This window comes from Thermosynechococcus sp. PKX82 (assembly GCF_031583255.1).
Classification (GTDB): domain Bacteria; phylum Cyanobacteriota; class Cyanobacteriia; order Thermosynechococcales; family Thermosynechococcaceae; genus Thermosynechococcus.
In genome coordinates, this window is the sequence record NZ_CP134169.1 from 105,899 (window position 1) to 123,351 (window position 17,453).

Consider the following 17,453-nt stretch of genomic DNA (forward strand, 5'->3'; position numbering starts at 1 on the left):
CTTTAGAGCTTTAGAGCGTTGCCAAGTTTAATGGGTTACTGCTGGGGTTTCATGGGGCGATTGCCCGGCCGCCGCTGCTGCATTTGAGTGGCCAAGGCTTGTCGTTGCTGGGGTGTGAGAATGCTGCGCATCGCTAGCATGCTTTCAAAGCGCAGGGAAGCCAGTTGATTTTCCAGTTGACGCACTTGCTGATACTTGCTGCGGATTTGCTCCTCCGAGGCATTGCCACTCATCATTTGCCGCAGTTCTGCCTTGGCAGTGCGCAGTTGGTTGCGGGTTTGCTCCATTTGGCCTTGGTATTGTTGCTGCACGGCTTGTAAACGTTGCCGCTGTTCAGGTGTGAGGTTTAGGTTGTCCAGATTGGCTCTCCAGCGAGGTCCGCCATAACCGGGGTCAGCGACGCTCGGGGGAGCGATCGCCAGTAGGGGGCTGAGGCTACCACATATAAGAAGCGTGGCTAAAGATTTTTTCAACATAGCTGTGTTCTCCTTTGTCAAAACTTAACTTGTCAAAACTCAACAAAGAGTAAAAGTAGGGTGGACAGAATTTAGTCGAAGATGGCGGGTTCTGCGTCCTGAAACATTGCTTGCCAATTGGTGGTGATGAAGATAGCCACTGCATCCGGGGACGTCTGCTTTGCCACTTGAGTTGAGGGTTTGAGGAACCACACACTGGTGGCGGTGGCGATCACCCCAGCCCCCAAAAGAGACACGATTTGCCAGCGTCGCTTACTCAGTTGATGTTGATGCAAAGCCGCTTGGACAATGCGCTGCTCCAAATGGGGGTGGGGGGGCGGGGGCGTCCCCGCATAGGTTTGTAAAAATTTAACCAAGGGTGTATCCTCCACAGGTGGGGGTTCACGTTTCATAAAGTGATTCCAGCCTCCGTAAAGTAAGTCCGCAATGTGCCTCGGGCACGAAAGAGGCGGGATTTCACTGTACCCACGGGAATCCGCAGAATTTCAGCAATTTCTTTTTGGGGCAAGCCCTGCAGATCATGCAGGACCAAAACACTGCGGTACTCCAAGGGCAGGGTGGCTAAACCGCGCTGAACTAAATCTTCGTAATGCAATTGTCGTAGATCCAGTCCAGGAGTGAGTGGCTCACTTTGAGACAGGTATTGCTGATGTCGCGATTTGCGCGTTGCCAGTTGGCGGCGATAGTCGCAAGCCACATTCCAGGCAATCCGATAGAGCCATGTTGAAAACTTTGCCTCATGTTTGAGACCCTTTAGCCCCTTCCATGCCCGCAAGAAAACCTCCTGCACTAAATCATCAAGGGCAACCGCACCGCACAACTGAAACAGGAGCGATCGCACCCGTTGCTGATGCCGTTGATAGAGTTCCCGAAACCCATTTGGATGTCCGGAAAGGCACTGCTCAATAATCCGCCGATCGGGATCGATCACTTGGGGTCGGGTCACGATAGCCGTTGATGCCGTTGCCGCTGATAGGGGTAAAGATACACTCATGCGAGGTATCACTCCATTAACGTAATTATCTATTTAGACGGGGCATCGAAAAGAGCGGTTCAAGACCCTTGGCACCACGGTTCGCTAGAATTTGGTAAACAATTGCGGCTACTGGCTGGACTATACTAAACGTCGGATGCTCTGACAGGGAACTGATCGTGAATATCGCTGAAATTTTTAACCGTGGTGGCTTGGCCATGTGGCCACTACTGATTCTCTCGATCTTGACCTTAGGCACCATTTTTGAGCGGCTTTGGTTTTGGAGCATTGTTCTCCGAGGAGAGACGAAACTGGCCGAGCAGATTCTGGATGCCGCTCGCCACGATTGGCAAGAAGCCATTGAATTAGCAGCCAATGCCTGTGACCAACCGATTGGTCGCTTCCTCTATACCCCTTTACAACTGATTGACACCAACCCAGAAATCTTTCGCCTAGCCCTAGAAGCTGCGGCTGATGAGGAGCTGAGTGCCATGCGGCGGGGAGAAAAGGTCTTGGAAGCAACGATTACGATGGCACCTCTACTGGGTTTGTTGGGAACGGTGTTAGGTCTGATTAGTGCCCTCAGTTCTATTCGCTTGGGGGATATTGGCACACCTGCAACCATGGGCGTGGGTCTCGGGATTAGTGAGGCCTTGATTAGTACCGCCTCTGGCCTGGTGGTGGCAATCATTGCCCTTGCCTTTCAGCGGCTCTTTCAAGCGTTTCTCTTGCAGCAGGCACAAATTTTTCGCCGCACCGGCAATGAATTAGAACTCACCTATCGCCAAGCATGGCTAGAGCAGCGGATCAAAGGGGAACCTGAAAAAACATTGTTCTAACTCAAGCTATTTTTGCCCCTTTGACAGTTCTGAAGGGGAAAATCCTACGGGTAGGGGGAACCAAAATCGTTATAATCGCTGTTGAGATTTCATTAGCGAGGCATCATGCGCGTTTACGTGTTGCTCTACAACCCGGGGACTGAAAATGAGGGCATTCATTCTCTGCAACTGGGCGATCGCAACCTGATTCTGATGTTTGAAAGCGAAGACGATGCCAGTCGCTATGCCATGCTTTTAGAGGCACAGGATTTTCATCCCCCCAGCGTTGTCCCCATTGATGCCAAGGAAATTGAAGAATTTTGCGAATCCTCAGGCTACACCTGTCACTTGGTTCCCGAAGGATTTGTGCCGACAAACGATGCTGAGCGTCTTTTCTTGGCACCCCCTGAACGCAATGTCGAAGAAACCGACTGGGAACTAGAAAATCGCGTGCCCCCCGCTGCTGAGAGTGAGTTCTCCGAAAGTGAACTGAATCAGTTGCGCCAACAACTTGAAAAGCTGCTGTAGATGGTGCGGGTCTGTGCCTGTCTAATTGTCAAAAATGAGGCAGCCCATTTGGCACGCTGTCTGGGCAGTGTCCAGCCTTGGGTAGATGAGATCGTTGTGGTAGATACCGGTTCAACGGATGAGACGATCGCGATCGCCCGCCAGTTTACAGAGCGCATTTTTACCTTCCCTTGGCAGGATGATTTTGCCGCTGCCCGCAATTACTCTCTAGAGCAGGCCACGGGCGATTGGATTTTAGTGATTGATGCTGATGAGGTGCTCGTGACCTTGCGGGAGCCGCCTGTGCCCCTCGGCCAACAACTGGAGGGCAGCACTTTCAGTGCTTATCAACTCCTACGACGGGAAATCGGCACGGGGCAGCAATTTTCTGACTTTGCCATTGTGCGACTCTTTCGCAACCTGCCGACGCTGCGCTATCAGGGACGCTTCCATGAGCAGTTGGTTTCGACAGCCGCAGAACCGCTGACCATTGGTACTCTGGAAACGCTGCGTATTGACCACTATGGCTATCAACCCGCACAAATTCAAGCCAAGATGCGCGATCGCAACATCCCGATTTTGGAACGCATCCGCGCTAGTGAAGGTCTGCCTTTGAATCTCCTCTTTGCCTTGGCGGAGATGTACCACGCTGTGAATAACCCCACGGCTGCGGATGACTGCTACCAAGAACTTTTTGAGCGGCTCTTGCCCCATCTCCTCATCAGCCAACTGCCTGAGAATGCCCCTGGCGCCCTGCCCGAAATTCTGAATCAACTGGGGCGGCGTCTGCTGGCTATGGGGGATCACGAAACATTGCAACTCCTCTGTCAGCAAAGTCTGGTGTGGTTTCCCACCTATCCTCCCCTCAATGATTTGGCCGGGCGCTGGCTGATGGCTTTAGGATTTCCTTTGGGAGCAACGGCCTACTTTGAGTATTGCCTTGAACTGGGGCGCACCAATGGCTACAGCAAGCAGATGATTTTTCCCTTGGGCTATGTGCGGGAGATTGCAGCCGAACAACTAGGGCGTGCCTATGAAACCTTGGGCGATCGCGAGCGGGCGGCGGCGGCCTTTGCCCAAGCAACAGCTTTTCGCCAAGAAAGGGGCAATCACCAATAGAAAATAAAAAAGTGCCGCTGTTAGCAACGGCACCGCAGTTTGGGTTTCGGTGATCCAACCTTAGGCAAATTGCTGCCACTCTTCTTCCAGCAGACTGATGAGATCTTCGTTGCCCTGACTCCGAGCCACTTGCAGCCGCCGCTCAAGAGTTTTCAGAATTGCATGGCGATGGGCTTCGGCCAAGGAGTCACGCTTACGCTGGGGAAGTACTGAAGGGGCAGTACTCGTCGTCGGAGCGCTTGTGGTAACTGGTGTACCGTTCGTTTGGTAGGTCACCCCCCGCCAGCAGAGGACATGATTGGGTTGAGGAACCGGTTCAGCCGCTTTGTGCCCTACCCATTGCACCCCCCGGTAGAAACCCTTGGCACCCGATTCAACAAGGGGAATGTGCTGCTCAGAAGTTTCGTATTTAACGCCGCGATAGATTACTTGCATAATTAAATCAAGGCTTCTAGGTGAATACTATTGACTCGTTATCAAGCTTTAGGTGATCTGCGCTAGGAAACAACTTGCTTTTAACTTTCTGTATTCTATTATACGATTTTTCGATCTTCATTGGGTAGAAGCCGGTTTTTTTAACAAATCTTTAGCCCTTCCACAGTCCTCCTATGAACGTGTTGTCACTCCCCGCCAATGCCAGTCACCTTCTAAGGACGTTGCGTCCAGGTCAACGGGAAATTAGTGAATGGCAAGGGGGTCTCTTGGCGGTATCGGCAGTGCCCGGAGCAGGCAAATCCCATGGCATGGCCGTAGGAGCCGCGATCGCCATCGCTCGCGAAAAACTCCATCAGCAGCGGCAACTGGTCGTAGTCACCTATAGTCGTTCGGCAGCGGCCAATATCAAGGTGCGGATTCGCCAGTACCTGCGGGAAATGGGCTTGCCCCGCAATGGTTTTAGTGTGCAGACGCTCCACAGTTTGGCCTTGAAAATTGCCACCAGTCACCCCACAGCGGGTCTGCGTTGGAGTGGCGAGAATTTAATGAGTGAGCATGAGCAGCGACGCCTGTGTGTTACCTGTGTTAAGGAATGGGCGCGATCGCACCCCGATATTCTCGAGCAACTGATCCAAGGCTGCGATACCAGTCCCCTGAGTGACGTTGAACACGATGGTCGCAGAAGTGCGCTTTTGACTGACATCTTGGTGAAGTTGGCACAAACCGTTATTAGCAGTGCCCGCAGTATGGCGTTGACGCCCCATGATCTGCGGCAGTTGTCCCAGCAGTTGCGCTCCCAAAGTGCAGCCGCAGCAGAACCCTACCCCTTTTTAGAAATTGGTGCCGACCTTTTGGAACTGTACCAGCACCATTTAGCACAGCGAGAGCAAATTGACTATGATGAGATGATTTTGGCAGCGGTACAACTCCTAGAGGGCGATCGCCAGTGCCGCCAAGAATGGCAACAGCGGGTGTATGCCGTCTTTGAGGATGAGGCGCAGGACTCGACCCCCTTGCAATCGCGGTTACTGCGACTTCTCGCCGAGGACAACACCACAGGGCAAGTGAATTTTGTGCGGGTGGGGGATCCCAATCAAGCCATTAACTCCACATTTACGGCGGCAGACCCTCTCTTTTTTAATGAATTCTGTGACCAATGTGCCCAGCAGCAGGCCTTCTATAAAATGACCCAAGCGGGGCGATCCACTGAGTTGGTCATTCGATCGGCCAACTTTTTAGTGAACTGGGTCAATCATGCCCTCAAAGGCCAAGAACTGCCCTTTCGATCCCAAGCAATTCAGCCCGTCTCACCGACGGATCCGCAACCGGGGGCGAACCCACCCCCCTGGGGAGAAGGGGTAGAAATTGCCCGACCAGCAACCGTTTTCGAGACCGTGCGCGAGCTAGCAGCACGTATTTCTGAGGTTTTAGCAGAGTATCCTGAGGCCTCAATTGCGGTACTGGTGCGTACCAACCGCCAAGGGGAATTTGTCGCGGATCTGTTGCGATCGCCCGCTAGCTTCAGCATTAATACCGACCTTGCCGCTCAGGGGATTCCGATTCTCGATGTATCGGGCATTGAACGGCGATCGCAGGTGCCCAAGGAATTGCTGGACATTCTTTATTTTCTCCACTGTCCCTATTCTCCCGAAGCGGTCAAAGCAGCCCTGACTGTTCTTCAGGAGCGCAAACGCATTTCTGTCCAAAATTTGGATCGCTTAGCCGCCCAGCCAGAGGTGTTTCTCTACCCTGGTCCTTTAGACCCCCCTGCCGAGGAACCGGTACTCAAGGCACGGCACTACTGTCAACGTCTCCTCAAAGCCCGCCTAGAGCTATCTCTATTTCCTTTGATCACGTACTGCGCTCAGGAATTGGGCTATGATGCCGCTGAATTGGCCACCAGCGATCGCCTGATCTGCCACTTGGCACAGCAGGAACCAACGCAACTGTGGGAGCGTATCCATCCCCGTTGGCAGGAGTTGGTGGCGACGGATCGCTTTGACGCTGTTGAGATGGAAGACCTCCATAGCCGCTTGGTGCGATTGGGGCAAGTGACGATTATGACGATGCATCGCGCCAAGGGTCTGGATTGGGATGCCGTTTTTGTTCCCTTCTTAGAGGCAAGAACCCTCCCCGGTGAGAGCTGGGTGGCGGCCAATGCCAAGTTCCTCAGTCCAGAGGTGGATTTTACGGATGTGGTGCGATCGCAACTGCGAGCCTACGGCCATCAGCAACCCCTTCCTGACTGGCAAACCGCCTATCAAAAAGCCACAGAGGCCAAAGTTGCCGAGGAATACCGCCTGCTTTACGTGGCCATGACCCGTGCTAAGCGTTTACTGTGGCTCGCCGCCGCCCACCAAGCCCCCTTTAACTGGCAGACCTTTGACTGGCGAGGGTTTTATCAACTGCAAGACAGTGACCCTTGTCCTTTCTTACCTGCCCTAGAGCAGAAGCTAAAGAAACATGCCAAGGCTACTCGCGGCGATCGCTAAGGCTATCACGCCCCGGCAAGCGTTCCATGGCTGCCAAGACGGCCCGTTCTGCTGCCAGAATATCCCGCTCCGCGCCCCCCAAAAAGAGTCGGCCAAAGCTGCCCACGGCTGAAATCTGCAAGATATTAATGAGTGCTGCCTTTTCCGCTTCATTGGCGGCCAGTGCGGCATAGGCGGCAGGTTCCACTTCAAACACATAGAGGGTTTGCCCCGCCAAAATCATATTGCCCCGCCGCGAACGGTTAATTAGTTGGGTGTGGTGGGCATCAATATTGCGAATGACTTGACTCGAAATCACCCGTGGCCGCAAGCAATCCTGTACCCGAGCGCCAATGGCATCTAAAATTGCTTGCCCTGCTGCGCGTACTTCCCCCTGATTGCCCGAATGCACCTCCAATAGTCCGTAGAGTCGCTCGATAAACAAAACTCCCGGCCGCACCACCGCAGACTTCAAGGCAATATCCAAAAGGCGATTGACATCAATCCCCGGTGAAATCTCCACCCAGAGGGAGCAATCCCCCGGCAAAGGCAAAAACCCTTGAGCCACGGTTCCCAAGTAGGCCGCGTGTTGCGGTTGAATCGAGTCGAGATAGACATAACTGCGCAGATCAACGCCCAAGGTGGTGGATTCCTAACGCGCCAGTACCCATGATCGCCGAAAATGCCCTAGGACAATAGCCATTGCAGGCGTGGATCCGTAAAGTCCTCAATGCAGACCTCTGCTCCTGCGGCTTGCAGTGCCGTTTCCGATTGCGTTGTTAACACTCCCCAGCAGAGCATCCCTGCCCGCACCGCTGCCATCACCCCTGCCACGGCATCCTCAAAGACAAGACAATGCTGCGGCAACACCTGCAACCGCTCCGCCACTAGGAGATAGCATTCTGGATCGGGCTTGCCCCGCTGCACATCCTGCTCCATCACCACCGTATCGAAAAAGTTGCCCACCCCCTCGCAGGAGAGCACCAATTCCACATTGGCAGCACAGGCCGAGGTGCCTAAGCCCAAGCGATAGCCTTTTTCTTTAGCACTTTTGAGAAAGGGCAATAGCCCCAGCAACAGTTCCAAATGGGGTGCCAAGAGTTCCCGAAAGACAGCCTCTTTGCCCGCGCCCCAGCGTTCGACTTCCGCTTCAGTGACCGATCGCCCCAAGAGTTCTGGCAGGAGTTCGGCATTGCGTTTACCCCCCATTTGCCGCAACTGTTCCAAGTTAATCTGCTGCCGCAGTTCAGGGGTGCGATCGACATAGACCCGCCAAGCTTCAAGGTGGTAGGGCATAGTATGGCAGATGACCCCATCCATATCAAAAATCAGGGCACGCTGCGAGGGTTCAACGGCAAGAAACTGGGAAAAATTAGCCATTGGCGAAAAATTTGGGCATCAGCAAGTGTAGTCTATCGTCTTTTGAGACTAAAGAGGCTGGCCAATCGATCAATCGAATTTTGCTGCAGGCTAGTCCCCAAAATCTCAATTAAAATACGGGCAACCACACCTGCAAAAAAATGAGTCAACATCTACAGTAGGAGTACAGCCCTTTATCTAAGCTATAGGGTACGTCAAGGGACGTTGATCCTGTTTAAGAGTGGATTTGACGGTTCTGGGTCTGTTCCATCTTTTGGGAAGAGGGCTGTAAATTGGCATACAAAAACACGCCAAAGTGGACGTGTTAAGATGAGTGTTACCAGCACGCAGGAGCCATTAGGGGAAGGGTCATGTTTGAACGGTTTACAGAAAAAGCCATTAAAGTCATCATGCTGGCACAGGAAGAGGCTCGCCGCCTCGGCCACAACTTTGTCGGTACCGAACAAATTCTCCTCGGATTGATTGGTGAAGGCACCGGTGTGGCTGCGAAGGTGCTACGTTCCATGGGGGTGAACCTCAAGGATGCCCGCATCGAAGTGGAAAAAATTATTGGCCGTGGGTCTGGTTTTGTGGCGGTGGAGATTCCCTTTACCCCCCGTGCCAAGCGAGTGTTGGAACTCTCCCTCGAAGAAGCCCGCCAACTGGGACACAACTATATTGGTACTGAGCACCTTCTTTTGGGTCTGATTCGCGAAGGGGAAGGGGTAGCAGCACGGGTTCTTGAAAATCTCGGCGTTGACCTGTCGAAAGTGCGCACCCAAGTGATTCGCATGCTGGGTGAAACCGCCGAAGTGGCTGCCGGTGCCAGCCAAGGGCGTACCAAAACACCGACGCTGGACGAATTTGGTGCCAACCTCACCCAGATGGCCATTGATGGCAAGCTAGATCCCGTGGTGGGTCGGCAAAAAGAAATTGAGCGGGTGATTCAAATCCTTGGCCGCCGCACCAAAAATAATCCTGTGCTGATCGGTGAACCGGGGGTAGGTAAAACTGCTATTGCTGAAGGCCTTGCCCAACGCATTGCCAATAAAGATGTCCCCGATATTCTGGAAGACAAGCGGGTGGTCACCCTCGATATTGGCCTGTTGGTGGCGGGCACGAAGTACCGCGGTGAGTTTGAAGAGCGGCTGAAGAAGATCATGGATGAGATCCGCCAAGCCGGTAATGTGATCTTGGTGATTGACGAGGTACACACGTTGATTGGGGCTGGGGCCGCTGAGGGTGCCATTGATGCGGCGAATATCCTCAAACCCGCCCTAGCTCGTGGTGAGTTGCAGTGCATTGGTGCCACCACGTTGGATGAGTACCGCAAACACATTGAGCGGGATGCTGCCTTGGAGCGCCGCTTCCAACCGGTGATGGTGGGTGAACCCTCCGTTGAGGAAACCATTGAGATCCTCTACGGCCTGCGGGAACGCTACGAGAAGCACCACAAGCTGAAAATTTCCGATGAAGCCCTTGAGGCGGCAGCGAAGCTGTCTGATCGCTATATTAGCGATCGCTACCTGCCCGACAAAGCCATTGACCTCATTGACGAAGCTGGCTCACGGGTGCGCCTGATTAACTCGCAACTACCGCCTGCGGCCAAGGAATTGGATCGCGAATTGCGGCAAGTGCTCAAAGAAAAAGATGATGCTGTGCGTGCCCAAAACTTTGACAAAGCGGGTGAATTGCGCGATCGCGAGATGGAACTGAAAGCGCAAATCCGTGCCATTGCCCAGCAGAAAAAATCCGAAAGCGCCAATGGTGAAGAGGAAACCCCCGTCGTTACTGAAGAGGACATTGCCCACATTGTTGCCTCTTGGACAGGTGTGCCTGTCAGCAAGCTCACCGAAAGCGAATCGGAAAAACTGCTGCACATGGAGGAGACCCTGCACCAGCGGGTCATTGGCCAAGATGAAGCGGTGAAAGCCATCTCCCGTGCCATTCGCCGTGCCCGTGTCGGTCTAAAAAACCCCAACCGTCCCATTGCTAGCTTTATCTTCTCTGGGCCAACCGGTGTGGGTAAAACCGAGCTAACGAAAGCCTTGGCCGCCTACTTCTTTGGTTCTGAAGAGGCGATGATCCGCTTGGATATGTCCGAGTACATGGAGCGGCATACCGTCTCCAAGCTCATTGGTTCGCCCCCTGGCTATGTCGGCTACAACGAGGGCGGTCAACTGACCGAAGCCGTGCGGCGGCGTCCCTACACGGTGGTGCTCTTTGACGAAATCGAGAAAGCCCATCCCGATGTCTTTAACCTGCTGCTGCAAATCCTTGAGGATGGTCGCCTCACTGACTCTAAGGGGCGTACCGTTGACTTCAAGAACACCCTCTTGATCATGACCTCGAACATTGGCTCGAAGGTGATTGAGAAAGGCGCTGGCGGTCTTGGCTTTGAGTTTGGCACTGAGGATGCTGCTGAATCGCAATACAATCGCATTCGCTCCTTGGTGAATGAGGAACTGAAGCAGTACTTCCGTCCAGAGTTCCTCAACCGCGTGGATGAGATTATTGTCTTCCGCCAGCTGACCAAAGACGAGGTCAAGCAAATTGCTGACATCCTCTTGAAGGAAGTCTTCTCACGCCTGACCGAGAAAGGAATCACCCTAGAAGTGACGGATCGCTTCAAGGAGCGACTCATTGAAGAAGGCTACAATCCCAGCTACGGTGCGCGACCCCTGCGGCGGGCCATTATGCGCCTCTTAGAGGACACCTTGGCTGAGGAAATGCTCTCTGGCCGTATTCGTGAAGGGGATACTGCCCTCATTGATGTGGATGAATCAGGTCAAGTGAAGATCCAAGCTCAACCTCGGCGTGAGCTACTGCCCCAAGCGGTTGAGTAGGGTATTGACTTCCTATGCCAGACACACCGCAAGAGGTTTATGGGGACTCCCTCAGCTCCCGAGCGCTGGATCACGACTGGCGCACCATTTATCCCTTGGGTGCTTACCAAATCCACGGTCTGGCATGGGTCGATCCCCAAGCCCTGTGGCTACGTCAATTGCCCCGTTTGCCCTTTTGCCAAGCAACCCTTGGCGCCAGTTTTTTGGCCTTGGACCGGGTACGGGGCTTTATTTTGCTCATCAATGGCGAAAATGACCACAGTGAGATTCTCAATCCCTACGATCTAGAGCCATTTCTCGATGCCGATGGCCTCTGTCTCCATCGCGAAACCCTCTGGTTTTGCCGGGACACATGGCTCTATCGCTGTCATCTGCCTGACTGGCATGTAGAAAAGGTGTTGGCGTGCCGCTATCCCATTTACGGTGTGGCGGTGGATGACACAGGCATCTATGTGGCCTGTCAAAAATCGGGTTACATTCACTGTTTTGACGAGACGGGTCGAGAGCAGTATCGCCTCAGTGCGCCGGGCATTGGCTGTGAAAATTTAGCCCTTAAGGATGGCTATCTGTGGGTGAGCGATCGCTTAGAGCAATCCATCTATTGTCTCGATCACCAGAGTGGCCGTGTTGAATGGGTGGCCTTGACGCCCTTTGCCCAGCCAACGGCGTTTACCTTTGATGCGACGGGGCGACTGTGGGTGGCCTATGGCGGCGAAGAACCCTATTTGCGGGATAACCCCAACAACCGCGAAGCCCCCCTCGAAATTGATCATCGCGATATTTGCCTGATTCATCCTCTGCTCTATCAGACCCACAAAGAGCAGCATTACACGGTCTCCAATGGCTATCTGATTGAGATGGCCTACGTGGAGGAAATGTCTCCCCTTGATGCGCTGCACCTAGATAACCTAGAGTGGCGAATTGCTCTGCCCGCCAATTCCCTGCGCCAAAAATTGCTGCGGGTTGAACCCGTCGGTACCCCCTTTCACTTGGAAACCGTGGGTGATCAGCAGGTGGCGGTGTTTGATTTTCCTGAAGTGCGTCCCTACGAAGCCCGTCTTTTTGGTTGGCGTGCTTGGCTAGAAGTGAGAGGTATCAAGTACCATCTCAGCTTTGACGACATTGATGAGACGCTACCGCTGCCACCAGAATTTGCAGCACAGTATCTAGTGGATAACGATGAGTTGGCGATGGATCAACCCATTGTCCAGGAGGCGGCACGGCAAGCTGTGGGCACAGAGACCAATATCCTGCGTAAGATGCTCAAGATTCGTAACTATGTGTACGATCGCCTGAGCTATGCCATGCGACCCACGATTGAAACCCCCGATTTGGTTTTGAAACGGGGAACGGGGTCCTGTGGTGAGTACGTGGGGGTGCTCCTTGCCTTGGCGCGATTAAATGGCATTGCCTGCCGTACGGTGGGTCGCTACAAATGTCCCCCCCATCCCCAAAAGCGGGGCATTCCCCTCCAACCCACCTATAACCACGTTTGGTTGGAGTTTTATGTGCCGGGGGTTGGCTGGTTGCCCATGGAGTCCAATCCTGATGATGTCGTAGAGCGCGGCCCTTATCCAACGCGGTTCTTTATGGCACTGCCTTGGTACCACGTGGAAGCGGGTAAAGGGATTCGCTTTGAGAGCATGAATTATCGCGATCGCGGACTACGCCTTGGAGATTTAGCCCTCAATCATGTGCGCTTTACCATTCATAGTGAGCTGCCCCCAATTGCCTAAACAGTTCTAAGACAGGAGCACTCGCAGTAATCCCAAAGGAGCCGGCTGCCAATCGCCGCGCCAATCCAAAAGCTGTACTAACACCAAGTAGCCAATTCCCAATAACAGGGAAATGACACCGGTGACGATCGCCACCCATTTGCCCGATGACCGTTGAGACACCCTGAGCCTCCTATTCATTCTTGAGTCGCAATACTGCCATAAAGGCCTCTTGGGGGACATCCACCCGCCCGATCGCCTTCATCCGTTTTTTACCCGCTTTTTGTTTTTCGAGGAGCTTGCGTTTACGGGTCACATCGCCGCCGTAGCACTTGGCCAAGACATCTTTGCGTAAGGCGGGAATACTTTCACTGGCAATCACCCGTGAGCCAATGGCCGCTTGAATGGGAATTTTGAACTGGTGGCGTGGGATCAAATCCTTGAGTTTGCTGACAAGGGCACGTCCCACATAGTAGGCCTTATCGCGGTGAACAATCGCTGCCAAGGAATCCACTGGGTCGTTATTGATCAGGATATCCAGTTTCACCAGATCATTAGGACGGTAGCCAATCAGGTGGTATTCCATACTGGCATAGCCCCGCGATCGCGACTTCATTTCATCGAAAAAGTCCGTCACAATTTCCGCCAAGGGCATTTCATAGACCAATGTGGTGCGCCCTTGGGTGAGGTAGCGCATATCCTTAAAGATGCCCCGCCGCGACTGCGCCAACTCCATCAGCGTTCCCACATAGGTTTCGGGGGTAATCATTTCCAGTTGAACGTAGGGTTCCTCAATTTTTTCGCGGTATTGGGGTTCCGGTAGCAGGCTGGGGTTATCAATCGTCAGCACTTCCCCTTTGATGGTGGTGACGCGATAGACCACCGAAGGGGCGGTAATGATTAAGTCCAGATTGTATTCCCGCTCTAGCCGCTCTTGGATAATTTCCATGTGCAGCAGCCCCAAAAAGCCACAGCGGAACCCAAAGCCCATGGCACTGGAGGTTTCCGGCTCGTAGTGGAGCGAAGCATCGTTGAGCTTCAATTTTTCAAGGGCTTCCCGCAGATCCTCAAACTGATCGGCATCGGTGGGAAAAAGACCACAAAAGACCATCGGTTTGGCCTCGGTGTAACCCGGAAGAGGTTCCTTGGCTGGGTTTTGTGCCAATGTAATCGTGTCGCCGACACGAGCATCGCCAACGGCTTTAATGGCGGCTGCGAGGTAGCCCACTTCCCCGGCATGGAGACTGTCCACGGGTTTTTGGTTGGGGGCGAGGACGCCGAGTTCATCAATTTCGTATTCTTTGCCAGAGGCCATCAAGCGAATGCGATCGCCCTTGCGAACCACACCATCCATGACCCGAAAATAGACAATCACCCCTCGGTAGGCATCGTAGTAGCTATCAAAAATCAATGCCCGCAGGGGTTGATCTACCGTATCCCGAGGCGGCGGCACCAAATGCACAATCGATTCCAGAATTTCCTCAATGCCAATCCCTTCCTTGGCGGACGCTAGAACCGCTTGGGAGCAATCGAGACCAATAATCTCTTCGATTTCGGCCTTGACGCGATCGGGTTCAGCACCGGGTAGGTCAATTTTGTTGAGGACCGGAATAATCTCTAAATTATGCTCCAATGCCAGATAGACATTGGCCAGTGTTTGCGCTTCTACCCCTTGGGAGGCATCCACAACGAGGAGTGCCCCTTCACAGGCAGCCAGCGATCGCGACACCTCATAGGAAAAATCCACGTGGCCGGGGGTGTCAATCAAATTCAAAATATACGTTTCGCCATCGCGACTGGTGTAGGTCATGCGGGCAGCTTGCAGCTTAATCGTAATTCCCCGCTCCCGCTCCAGCTCCATATTGTCAAGAAACTGTTCCTTCATTTCACGGGGATCCACCGTGCCTGTAAATTGCAGCAGGCGATCGGCAAGGGTCGATTTGCCGTGATCAATGTGGGCAATGATCGAGAAATTGCGAATGTGGGAAACGGGGACGTCGGTCATACCAGCGAGGACAACCTTAACAAAATGAAAAACTCCTTTCTTGATTCTAAGCGTCCCTGTCCGATTGTGCTGAGAATTCGGTGGTAGGATAGAAATTAACTGCCGGGATGTAGCGCAGCTTGGTAGCGCATCTGCTTTGGGAGCAGAGGGTCGCAGGTTCAAATCCTGTCATCCCGATTCGGAACCGTAAACCTAGAACGATTGTTGCCCATACAATCCTGCGGTAGATTAGCCTCAGGCCTTTTGGATACGTATTCATTGATGCTGACGGTTCCACGGACAATTTGCCTTGGATTTTTGGCGGTGATTACGCTGGGGACGCTGCTGTTGTGGCTGCCTTGGTCCACTAGTAATGGGGAATGGAACCCCTTTATCGTTGCGCTATTTACCGCAACATCGGCCGTTTGTGTGACCGGCCACATTATTGTCGATACGGGAACCCACTTTTCTCCCTTTGGTCAACTGGTGATTCTGCTGTTGATCCAAGTGGGTGGTCTGGGGTACATGACGGCGACCACCTTTTTGATTATTTTGCTGGGACGCAAGTTTAACCTGCGGCAGAAGATAGCGGTACAGCAAGCCTTGGATCGGCGGGGCATGCAGGGGGCACGGCAATTGGTGCGCTCGATTTTGGGTCTCACGTTTCTCTTTGAACTGACGGGTGCCTTGTTGCTGTGGCTGATTTTTCGCCAAGACGTTAGTGATCCACGGGCACTGTGGCTGGCGGTGTTTCACAGTATCAGTGCTTGGAATAATGCCGGGTTTAGTCTGTTTAGTGACAGCTTGATGGGGTATCAAACCTCTGTGCCCCTGAATTTCGTGATTTCACTGCTGATTATTTTTGGCGGCATTGGCTATGAGGTGATCTTTGAATTTTATCTTTGGCTGCGGGAGCATCTGCGCCACTGGGGTAAACCCGCCTATCTAATCCGCAAGGCGAGCCAGATGACGTTTAGCCTCAATTTCAAAATTGTGACGAGTACAACGGCGATTCTCCTCATCTTGGGAACGGCGATGCTGTTTGCGACGGAGATGCGATCGCCAGAACGATTTGGTCTTTTTTCCTTTGATCAGAAGCTCCTCTTGGCCTGGTTTCAGTCGGTGACAGCGCGGACGGCGGGCTTTAATACCGTCAACATTGGTGAATTCAATAATGGCGGGCTATTTATTATGATTGCCCTGATGTTTATTGGTGGTAGCCCCGGTGGCACGGCAGGGGGCATTAAAACAACCACGTTGCGGATTTTGGCAGGGATTACCAAGTCAGCTCTGCAAGGGAAAGAGGTGGTGCTGCTCTACCGCCGTCAGGTGCCCCCCTCGCTGATCATGAAAGCGGTCGCTGTCGCCTTTGGCTCAATGTTTACGGTGCTGGTTTCCACTACCCTCATCGCGATCGCTGACCCCGAAGAGAATTTCATTAATATTCTCTTTGAAACCGTTTCCGCCTTTGCCACCGTTGGTCTCTCCACCGGTATTACCAGTGGGCTAACCGCCTTTTCCAAGTTGGTCTTGATTGTAACGATGTATGCCGGACGGGTGGGTATCCTGCTGCTGATGGCGGCAATTATCGGTGACCCCCAGCCTTCTAGTGTCCAATATCCTGAGGAAAACCTGCTGGTGGGTTAGGGGGCGGCGTACTCGGCAATGGCGGCAGCCATCTCTTGGGTACCCACGGGTTCTTTGCCCGCTGCAGCCAAATCATAGGTGACAAAGCGCCCCTCAGCAATGACTTTTTCCACAGCTGCCTGAAGACGCCGTGCCGCTTCCATTTCACCCAAGTGTTGCAACATCAACACACCAGAGAGAATCAATGCCGTAGGATTGGCTTTATTTTGGCCGGCATATTTAGGTGCTGAACCATGAATCGCCTCAAAAACGGCATATTCATCGCCAATATTGGCGCCGGGAGCCACCCCAAGGCCACCAATCATGCCTGCACAAAGGTCAGAAAGAATATCGCCGTAGAGGTTGGGCATCACCATCACATCATAGAGTTCAGGCTTCTGCATCAACTGCATGCACATGTTATCGACGATGCGATCCTCAAATTCAATTTCCGGATAGCGGCGGGCAATCTCACGGGCGCGCTCTAGGAAGAGGCCATCGGTAAATTTCATGATGTTGGCCTTGTGAACGGCGGTCACTTTCTGGCGATGGTTGGCCTTGGCATATTTGAAGGCAAACTCAATGATGCGATCGCTCCCCAGCACAGAAATCGGCTTGACACCAATGGCAGCATCCTCACGGATCGGCTTACCCGCTAGATCACTCAAAAAGGCACGGGCTTTGGCCGCCTCGGGACTGGTGTATTCAAACTCAATCCCGGCATAGAGGTCTTCGGTATTCTCGCGAACAATGACAAGGTCAATGTTTTGAAAATAGCTTTTCACCCCAACAATGGATTTAGCCGGCCGTAGGTTCGCATAGAGATTGAGCCGCTTGCGGATCTCAACATTCACAGAACGAAAGCCGGTACCCACGGGGGTGGTAATCGGCCCTTTGATGGCAGTTTTCGTGCTTTTGATCGCATCGAGAACGTGTTCGGGCAAGGGGGTACCATAGCGTTCCATCATGTCCACGCCGGCATCCACCACCACCCAATCAATTTTGACGCCCGTAGCATCAATGGCCGTGCGAGTGGCAGCGGCAACCTCAGGACCAATACCGTCGCCGCGAATTAAGGTAACAGCGTGGGACACGAGTTCTCTCTCCCTATGCAGAACTGAAAG

16 protein-coding genes and 1 tRNA gene are annotated in these 17,453 nt (G+C 53.2%); 8 read left to right on the plus strand and 9 right to left on the minus strand.

Annotated elements, in window-relative coordinates:
• Window positions 1-35: 35 nt before the first annotated feature.
• The 3 genes from RHH53_RS00515 to RHH53_RS00525 all read right to left on the minus strand — a co-directional run bounded on the left by RHH53_RS00515 (window position 36) and on the right by RHH53_RS00525 (window position 1,470).
• Window positions 36-476 carry a Spy/CpxP family protein refolding chaperone gene (locus tag RHH53_RS00515; protein WP_310743926.1) on the minus strand — a complete coding sequence of 147 codons (441 nt, stop codon included), beginning with the start codon at window positions 474-476 and terminating at the stop codon, window positions 36-38.
• 71 nt (window positions 477-547) lie between these two features.
• The gene (locus RHH53_RS00520) at window positions 548-868 is read right to left on the minus strand and encodes a hypothetical protein (RefSeq protein WP_206200606.1); all 321 of its coding nucleotides are present in this window, start codon (window positions 866-868) and stop codon (window positions 548-550) included.
• Window positions 865-1,470: a sigma-70 family RNA polymerase sigma factor gene (locus RHH53_RS00525; RefSeq protein WP_149817174.1), complete on the minus strand. Its 606-nt coding sequence runs from the start codon at window positions 1,468-1,470 to the stop codon at window positions 865-867. Before RHH53_RS00525 ends, RHH53_RS00520 begins: the two co-directional genes overlap by 4 nt.
• A 158-nt stretch (window positions 1,471-1,628) precedes the next feature.
• On the opposite strand from RHH53_RS00525, the gene RHH53_RS00530 reads away from it, so the two are divergent.
• The 3 genes from RHH53_RS00530 (at window position 1,629) to RHH53_RS00540 (ending at window position 3,893) form a co-directional block, all read left to right on the plus strand.
• Window positions 1,629-2,288 carry a MotA/TolQ/ExbB proton channel family protein gene (locus RHH53_RS00530; protein WP_206200607.1) on the plus strand — a complete coding sequence of 220 codons (660 nt, stop codon included), beginning with the start codon at window positions 1,629-1,631 and terminating at the stop codon, window positions 2,286-2,288.
• A 105-nt stretch (window positions 2,289-2,393) separates the two neighbouring features.
• On the plus strand, window positions 2,394-2,795 hold the full coding sequence (locus tag RHH53_RS00535) for a DUF3110 domain-containing protein (RefSeq protein ID WP_206200608.1): 402 nt from the start codon (window positions 2,394-2,396) through the stop codon (window positions 2,793-2,795).
• Entirely contained in the window at window positions 2,796-3,893 is a 1,098-nt protein-coding gene (locus tag RHH53_RS00540; protein ID WP_310437812.1) for a glycosyltransferase family 2 protein, read from the plus strand.
• 60 nt (window positions 3,894-3,953) lie between these two features.
• Here the strand turns inward: RHH53_RS00540 and RHH53_RS00545 are convergent, their stop codons facing one another.
• On the minus strand, window positions 3,954-4,328 hold the full coding sequence (locus tag RHH53_RS00545) for a DUF4278 domain-containing protein (RefSeq protein ID WP_302678564.1): 375 nt from the start codon (window positions 4,326-4,328) through the stop codon (window positions 3,954-3,956).
• A gap of 173 nt (window positions 4,329-4,501) precedes the next feature.
• Between RHH53_RS00545 and RHH53_RS00550 the strand changes: the two genes are divergently transcribed.
• Window positions 4,502-6,820, plus strand: a complete 2,319-nt coding sequence (locus tag RHH53_RS00550) for an ATP-dependent helicase (RefSeq protein ID WP_310743927.1) — start codon at window positions 4,502-4,504, stop codon at window positions 6,818-6,820.
• Here RHH53_RS00550 and RHH53_RS00555 read toward each other — a convergent pair.
• Window positions 6,801-7,439 (minus strand): hypothetical protein, encoded by a 639-nt coding sequence (locus RHH53_RS00555; protein WP_149817184.1) that lies wholly within the window; start codon window positions 7,437-7,439, stop codon window positions 6,801-6,803. The two genes, RHH53_RS00550 and RHH53_RS00555, sit on opposite strands and share 20 nt — an antisense overlap.
• Window positions 7,440-7,486: 47 nt before the next feature.
• Window positions 7,487-8,179 carry an HAD family phosphatase gene (locus tag RHH53_RS00560; protein ID WP_302676970.1) on the minus strand — a complete coding sequence of 231 codons (693 nt, stop codon included), beginning with the start codon at window positions 8,177-8,179 and terminating at the stop codon, window positions 7,487-7,489.
• A gap of 350 nt (window positions 8,180-8,529) precedes the next feature.
• Between RHH53_RS00560 and RHH53_RS00565 the strand changes: the two genes are divergently transcribed.
• Together RHH53_RS00565 and RHH53_RS00570 are read left to right on the plus strand one after the other, a co-directional pair.
• Window positions 8,530-11,004, plus strand: a complete 2,475-nt coding sequence (locus RHH53_RS00565) for an ATP-dependent Clp protease ATP-binding subunit (protein ID WP_149817189.1) — start codon at window positions 8,530-8,532, stop codon at window positions 11,002-11,004.
• Window positions 11,005-11,018: 14 nt separating this feature from the next.
• Window positions 11,019-12,740: a transglutaminase domain-containing protein gene (locus tag RHH53_RS00570; RefSeq protein ID WP_302678566.1), complete on the plus strand. Its 1,722-nt coding sequence runs from the start codon at window positions 11,019-11,021 to the stop codon at window positions 12,738-12,740.
• 6 nt (window positions 12,741-12,746) lie between these two features.
• Here RHH53_RS00570 and RHH53_RS00575 read toward each other — a convergent pair whose 3' ends face one another.
• Complete coding sequence (locus tag RHH53_RS00575) at window positions 12,747-12,902, minus strand: hypothetical protein (protein WP_206201713.1); 156 nt, start codon at window positions 12,900-12,902, stop codon at window positions 12,747-12,749.
• Window positions 12,903-12,912: 10 nt separating this feature from the next.
• On the minus strand, window positions 12,913-14,724 hold the full coding sequence (gene lepA / locus RHH53_RS00580; RefSeq protein WP_181496686.1) for a translation elongation factor 4: 1,812 nt from the start codon (window positions 14,722-14,724) through the stop codon (window positions 12,913-12,915).
• A gap of 103 nt (window positions 14,725-14,827) precedes the next feature.
• On the opposite strand from lepA, the gene RHH53_RS00585 reads away from it, so the two are divergent.
• Both RHH53_RS00585 and RHH53_RS00590 read left to right on the plus strand, forming a co-directional pair.
• A tRNA-Pro gene (locus tag RHH53_RS00585) sits at window positions 14,828-14,901 on the plus strand.
• An 87-nt stretch (window positions 14,902-14,988) separates the two neighbouring features.
• Window positions 14,989-16,350 (plus strand): TrkH family potassium uptake protein, encoded by a 1,362-nt coding sequence (locus tag RHH53_RS00590; RefSeq protein WP_206201554.1) that lies wholly within the window; start codon window positions 14,989-14,991, stop codon window positions 16,348-16,350.
• On the opposite strand, the gene RHH53_RS00595 is transcribed toward RHH53_RS00590, so the two are convergent.
• On the minus strand, window positions 16,347-17,423 hold the full coding sequence (locus RHH53_RS00595) for an isocitrate/isopropylmalate dehydrogenase family protein (RefSeq protein WP_206200615.1): 1,077 nt from the start codon (window positions 17,421-17,423) through the stop codon (window positions 16,347-16,349). The two genes, RHH53_RS00590 and RHH53_RS00595, sit on opposite strands and share 4 nt — an antisense overlap.
• Window positions 17,424-17,453 lie beyond the last annotated feature (30 nt).

What these genes read in the sequence shown, in the direction of transcription:
- RHH53_RS00515 (WP_310743926.1), bottom strand. Translation starts at nt 476, where the DNA reads ATGTTGAAAAAATCTTTAGCCACGCTTCTTATATGTGGTAGCCTCAGC.
- RHH53_RS00520 (WP_206200606.1), bottom strand. Translation starts at nt 868, where the DNA reads ATGAAACGTGAACCCCCACCTGTGGAGGATACACCCTTGGTTAAATTT.
- RHH53_RS00525 (WP_149817174.1), bottom strand. Translation starts at nt 1,470, where the DNA reads ATGAGTGTATCTTTACCCCTATCAGCGGCAACGGCATCAACGGCTATC.
- RHH53_RS00535 (WP_206200608.1), top strand. Translation starts at nt 2,394, where the DNA reads ATGCGCGTTTACGTGTTGCTCTACAACCCGGGGACTGAAAATGAGGGC.
- RHH53_RS00540 (WP_310437812.1), top strand. Translation starts at nt 2,796, where the DNA reads ATGGTGCGGGTCTGTGCCTGTCTAATTGTCAAAAATGAGGCAGCCCAT.
- RHH53_RS00545 (WP_302678564.1), bottom strand. Translation starts at nt 4,328, where the DNA reads ATGCAAGTAATCTATCGCGGCGTTAAATACGAAACTTCTGAGCAGCAC.
- RHH53_RS00550 (WP_310743927.1), top strand. Translation starts at nt 4,502, where the DNA reads ATGAACGTGTTGTCACTCCCCGCCAATGCCAGTCACCTTCTAAGGACG.
- RHH53_RS00560 (WP_302676970.1), bottom strand. Translation starts at nt 8,179, where the DNA reads ATGGCTAATTTTTCCCAGTTTCTTGCCGTTGAACCCTCGCAGCGTGCC.
- RHH53_RS00565 (WP_149817189.1), top strand. Translation starts at nt 8,530, where the DNA reads ATGTTTGAACGGTTTACAGAAAAAGCCATTAAAGTCATCATGCTGGCA.
- RHH53_RS00570 (WP_302678566.1), top strand. Translation starts at nt 11,019, where the DNA reads ATGCCAGACACACCGCAAGAGGTTTATGGGGACTCCCTCAGCTCCCGA.
- lepA (WP_181496686.1), bottom strand. Translation starts at nt 14,724, where the DNA reads ATGACCGACGTCCCCGTTTCCCACATTCGCAATTTCTCGATCATTGCC.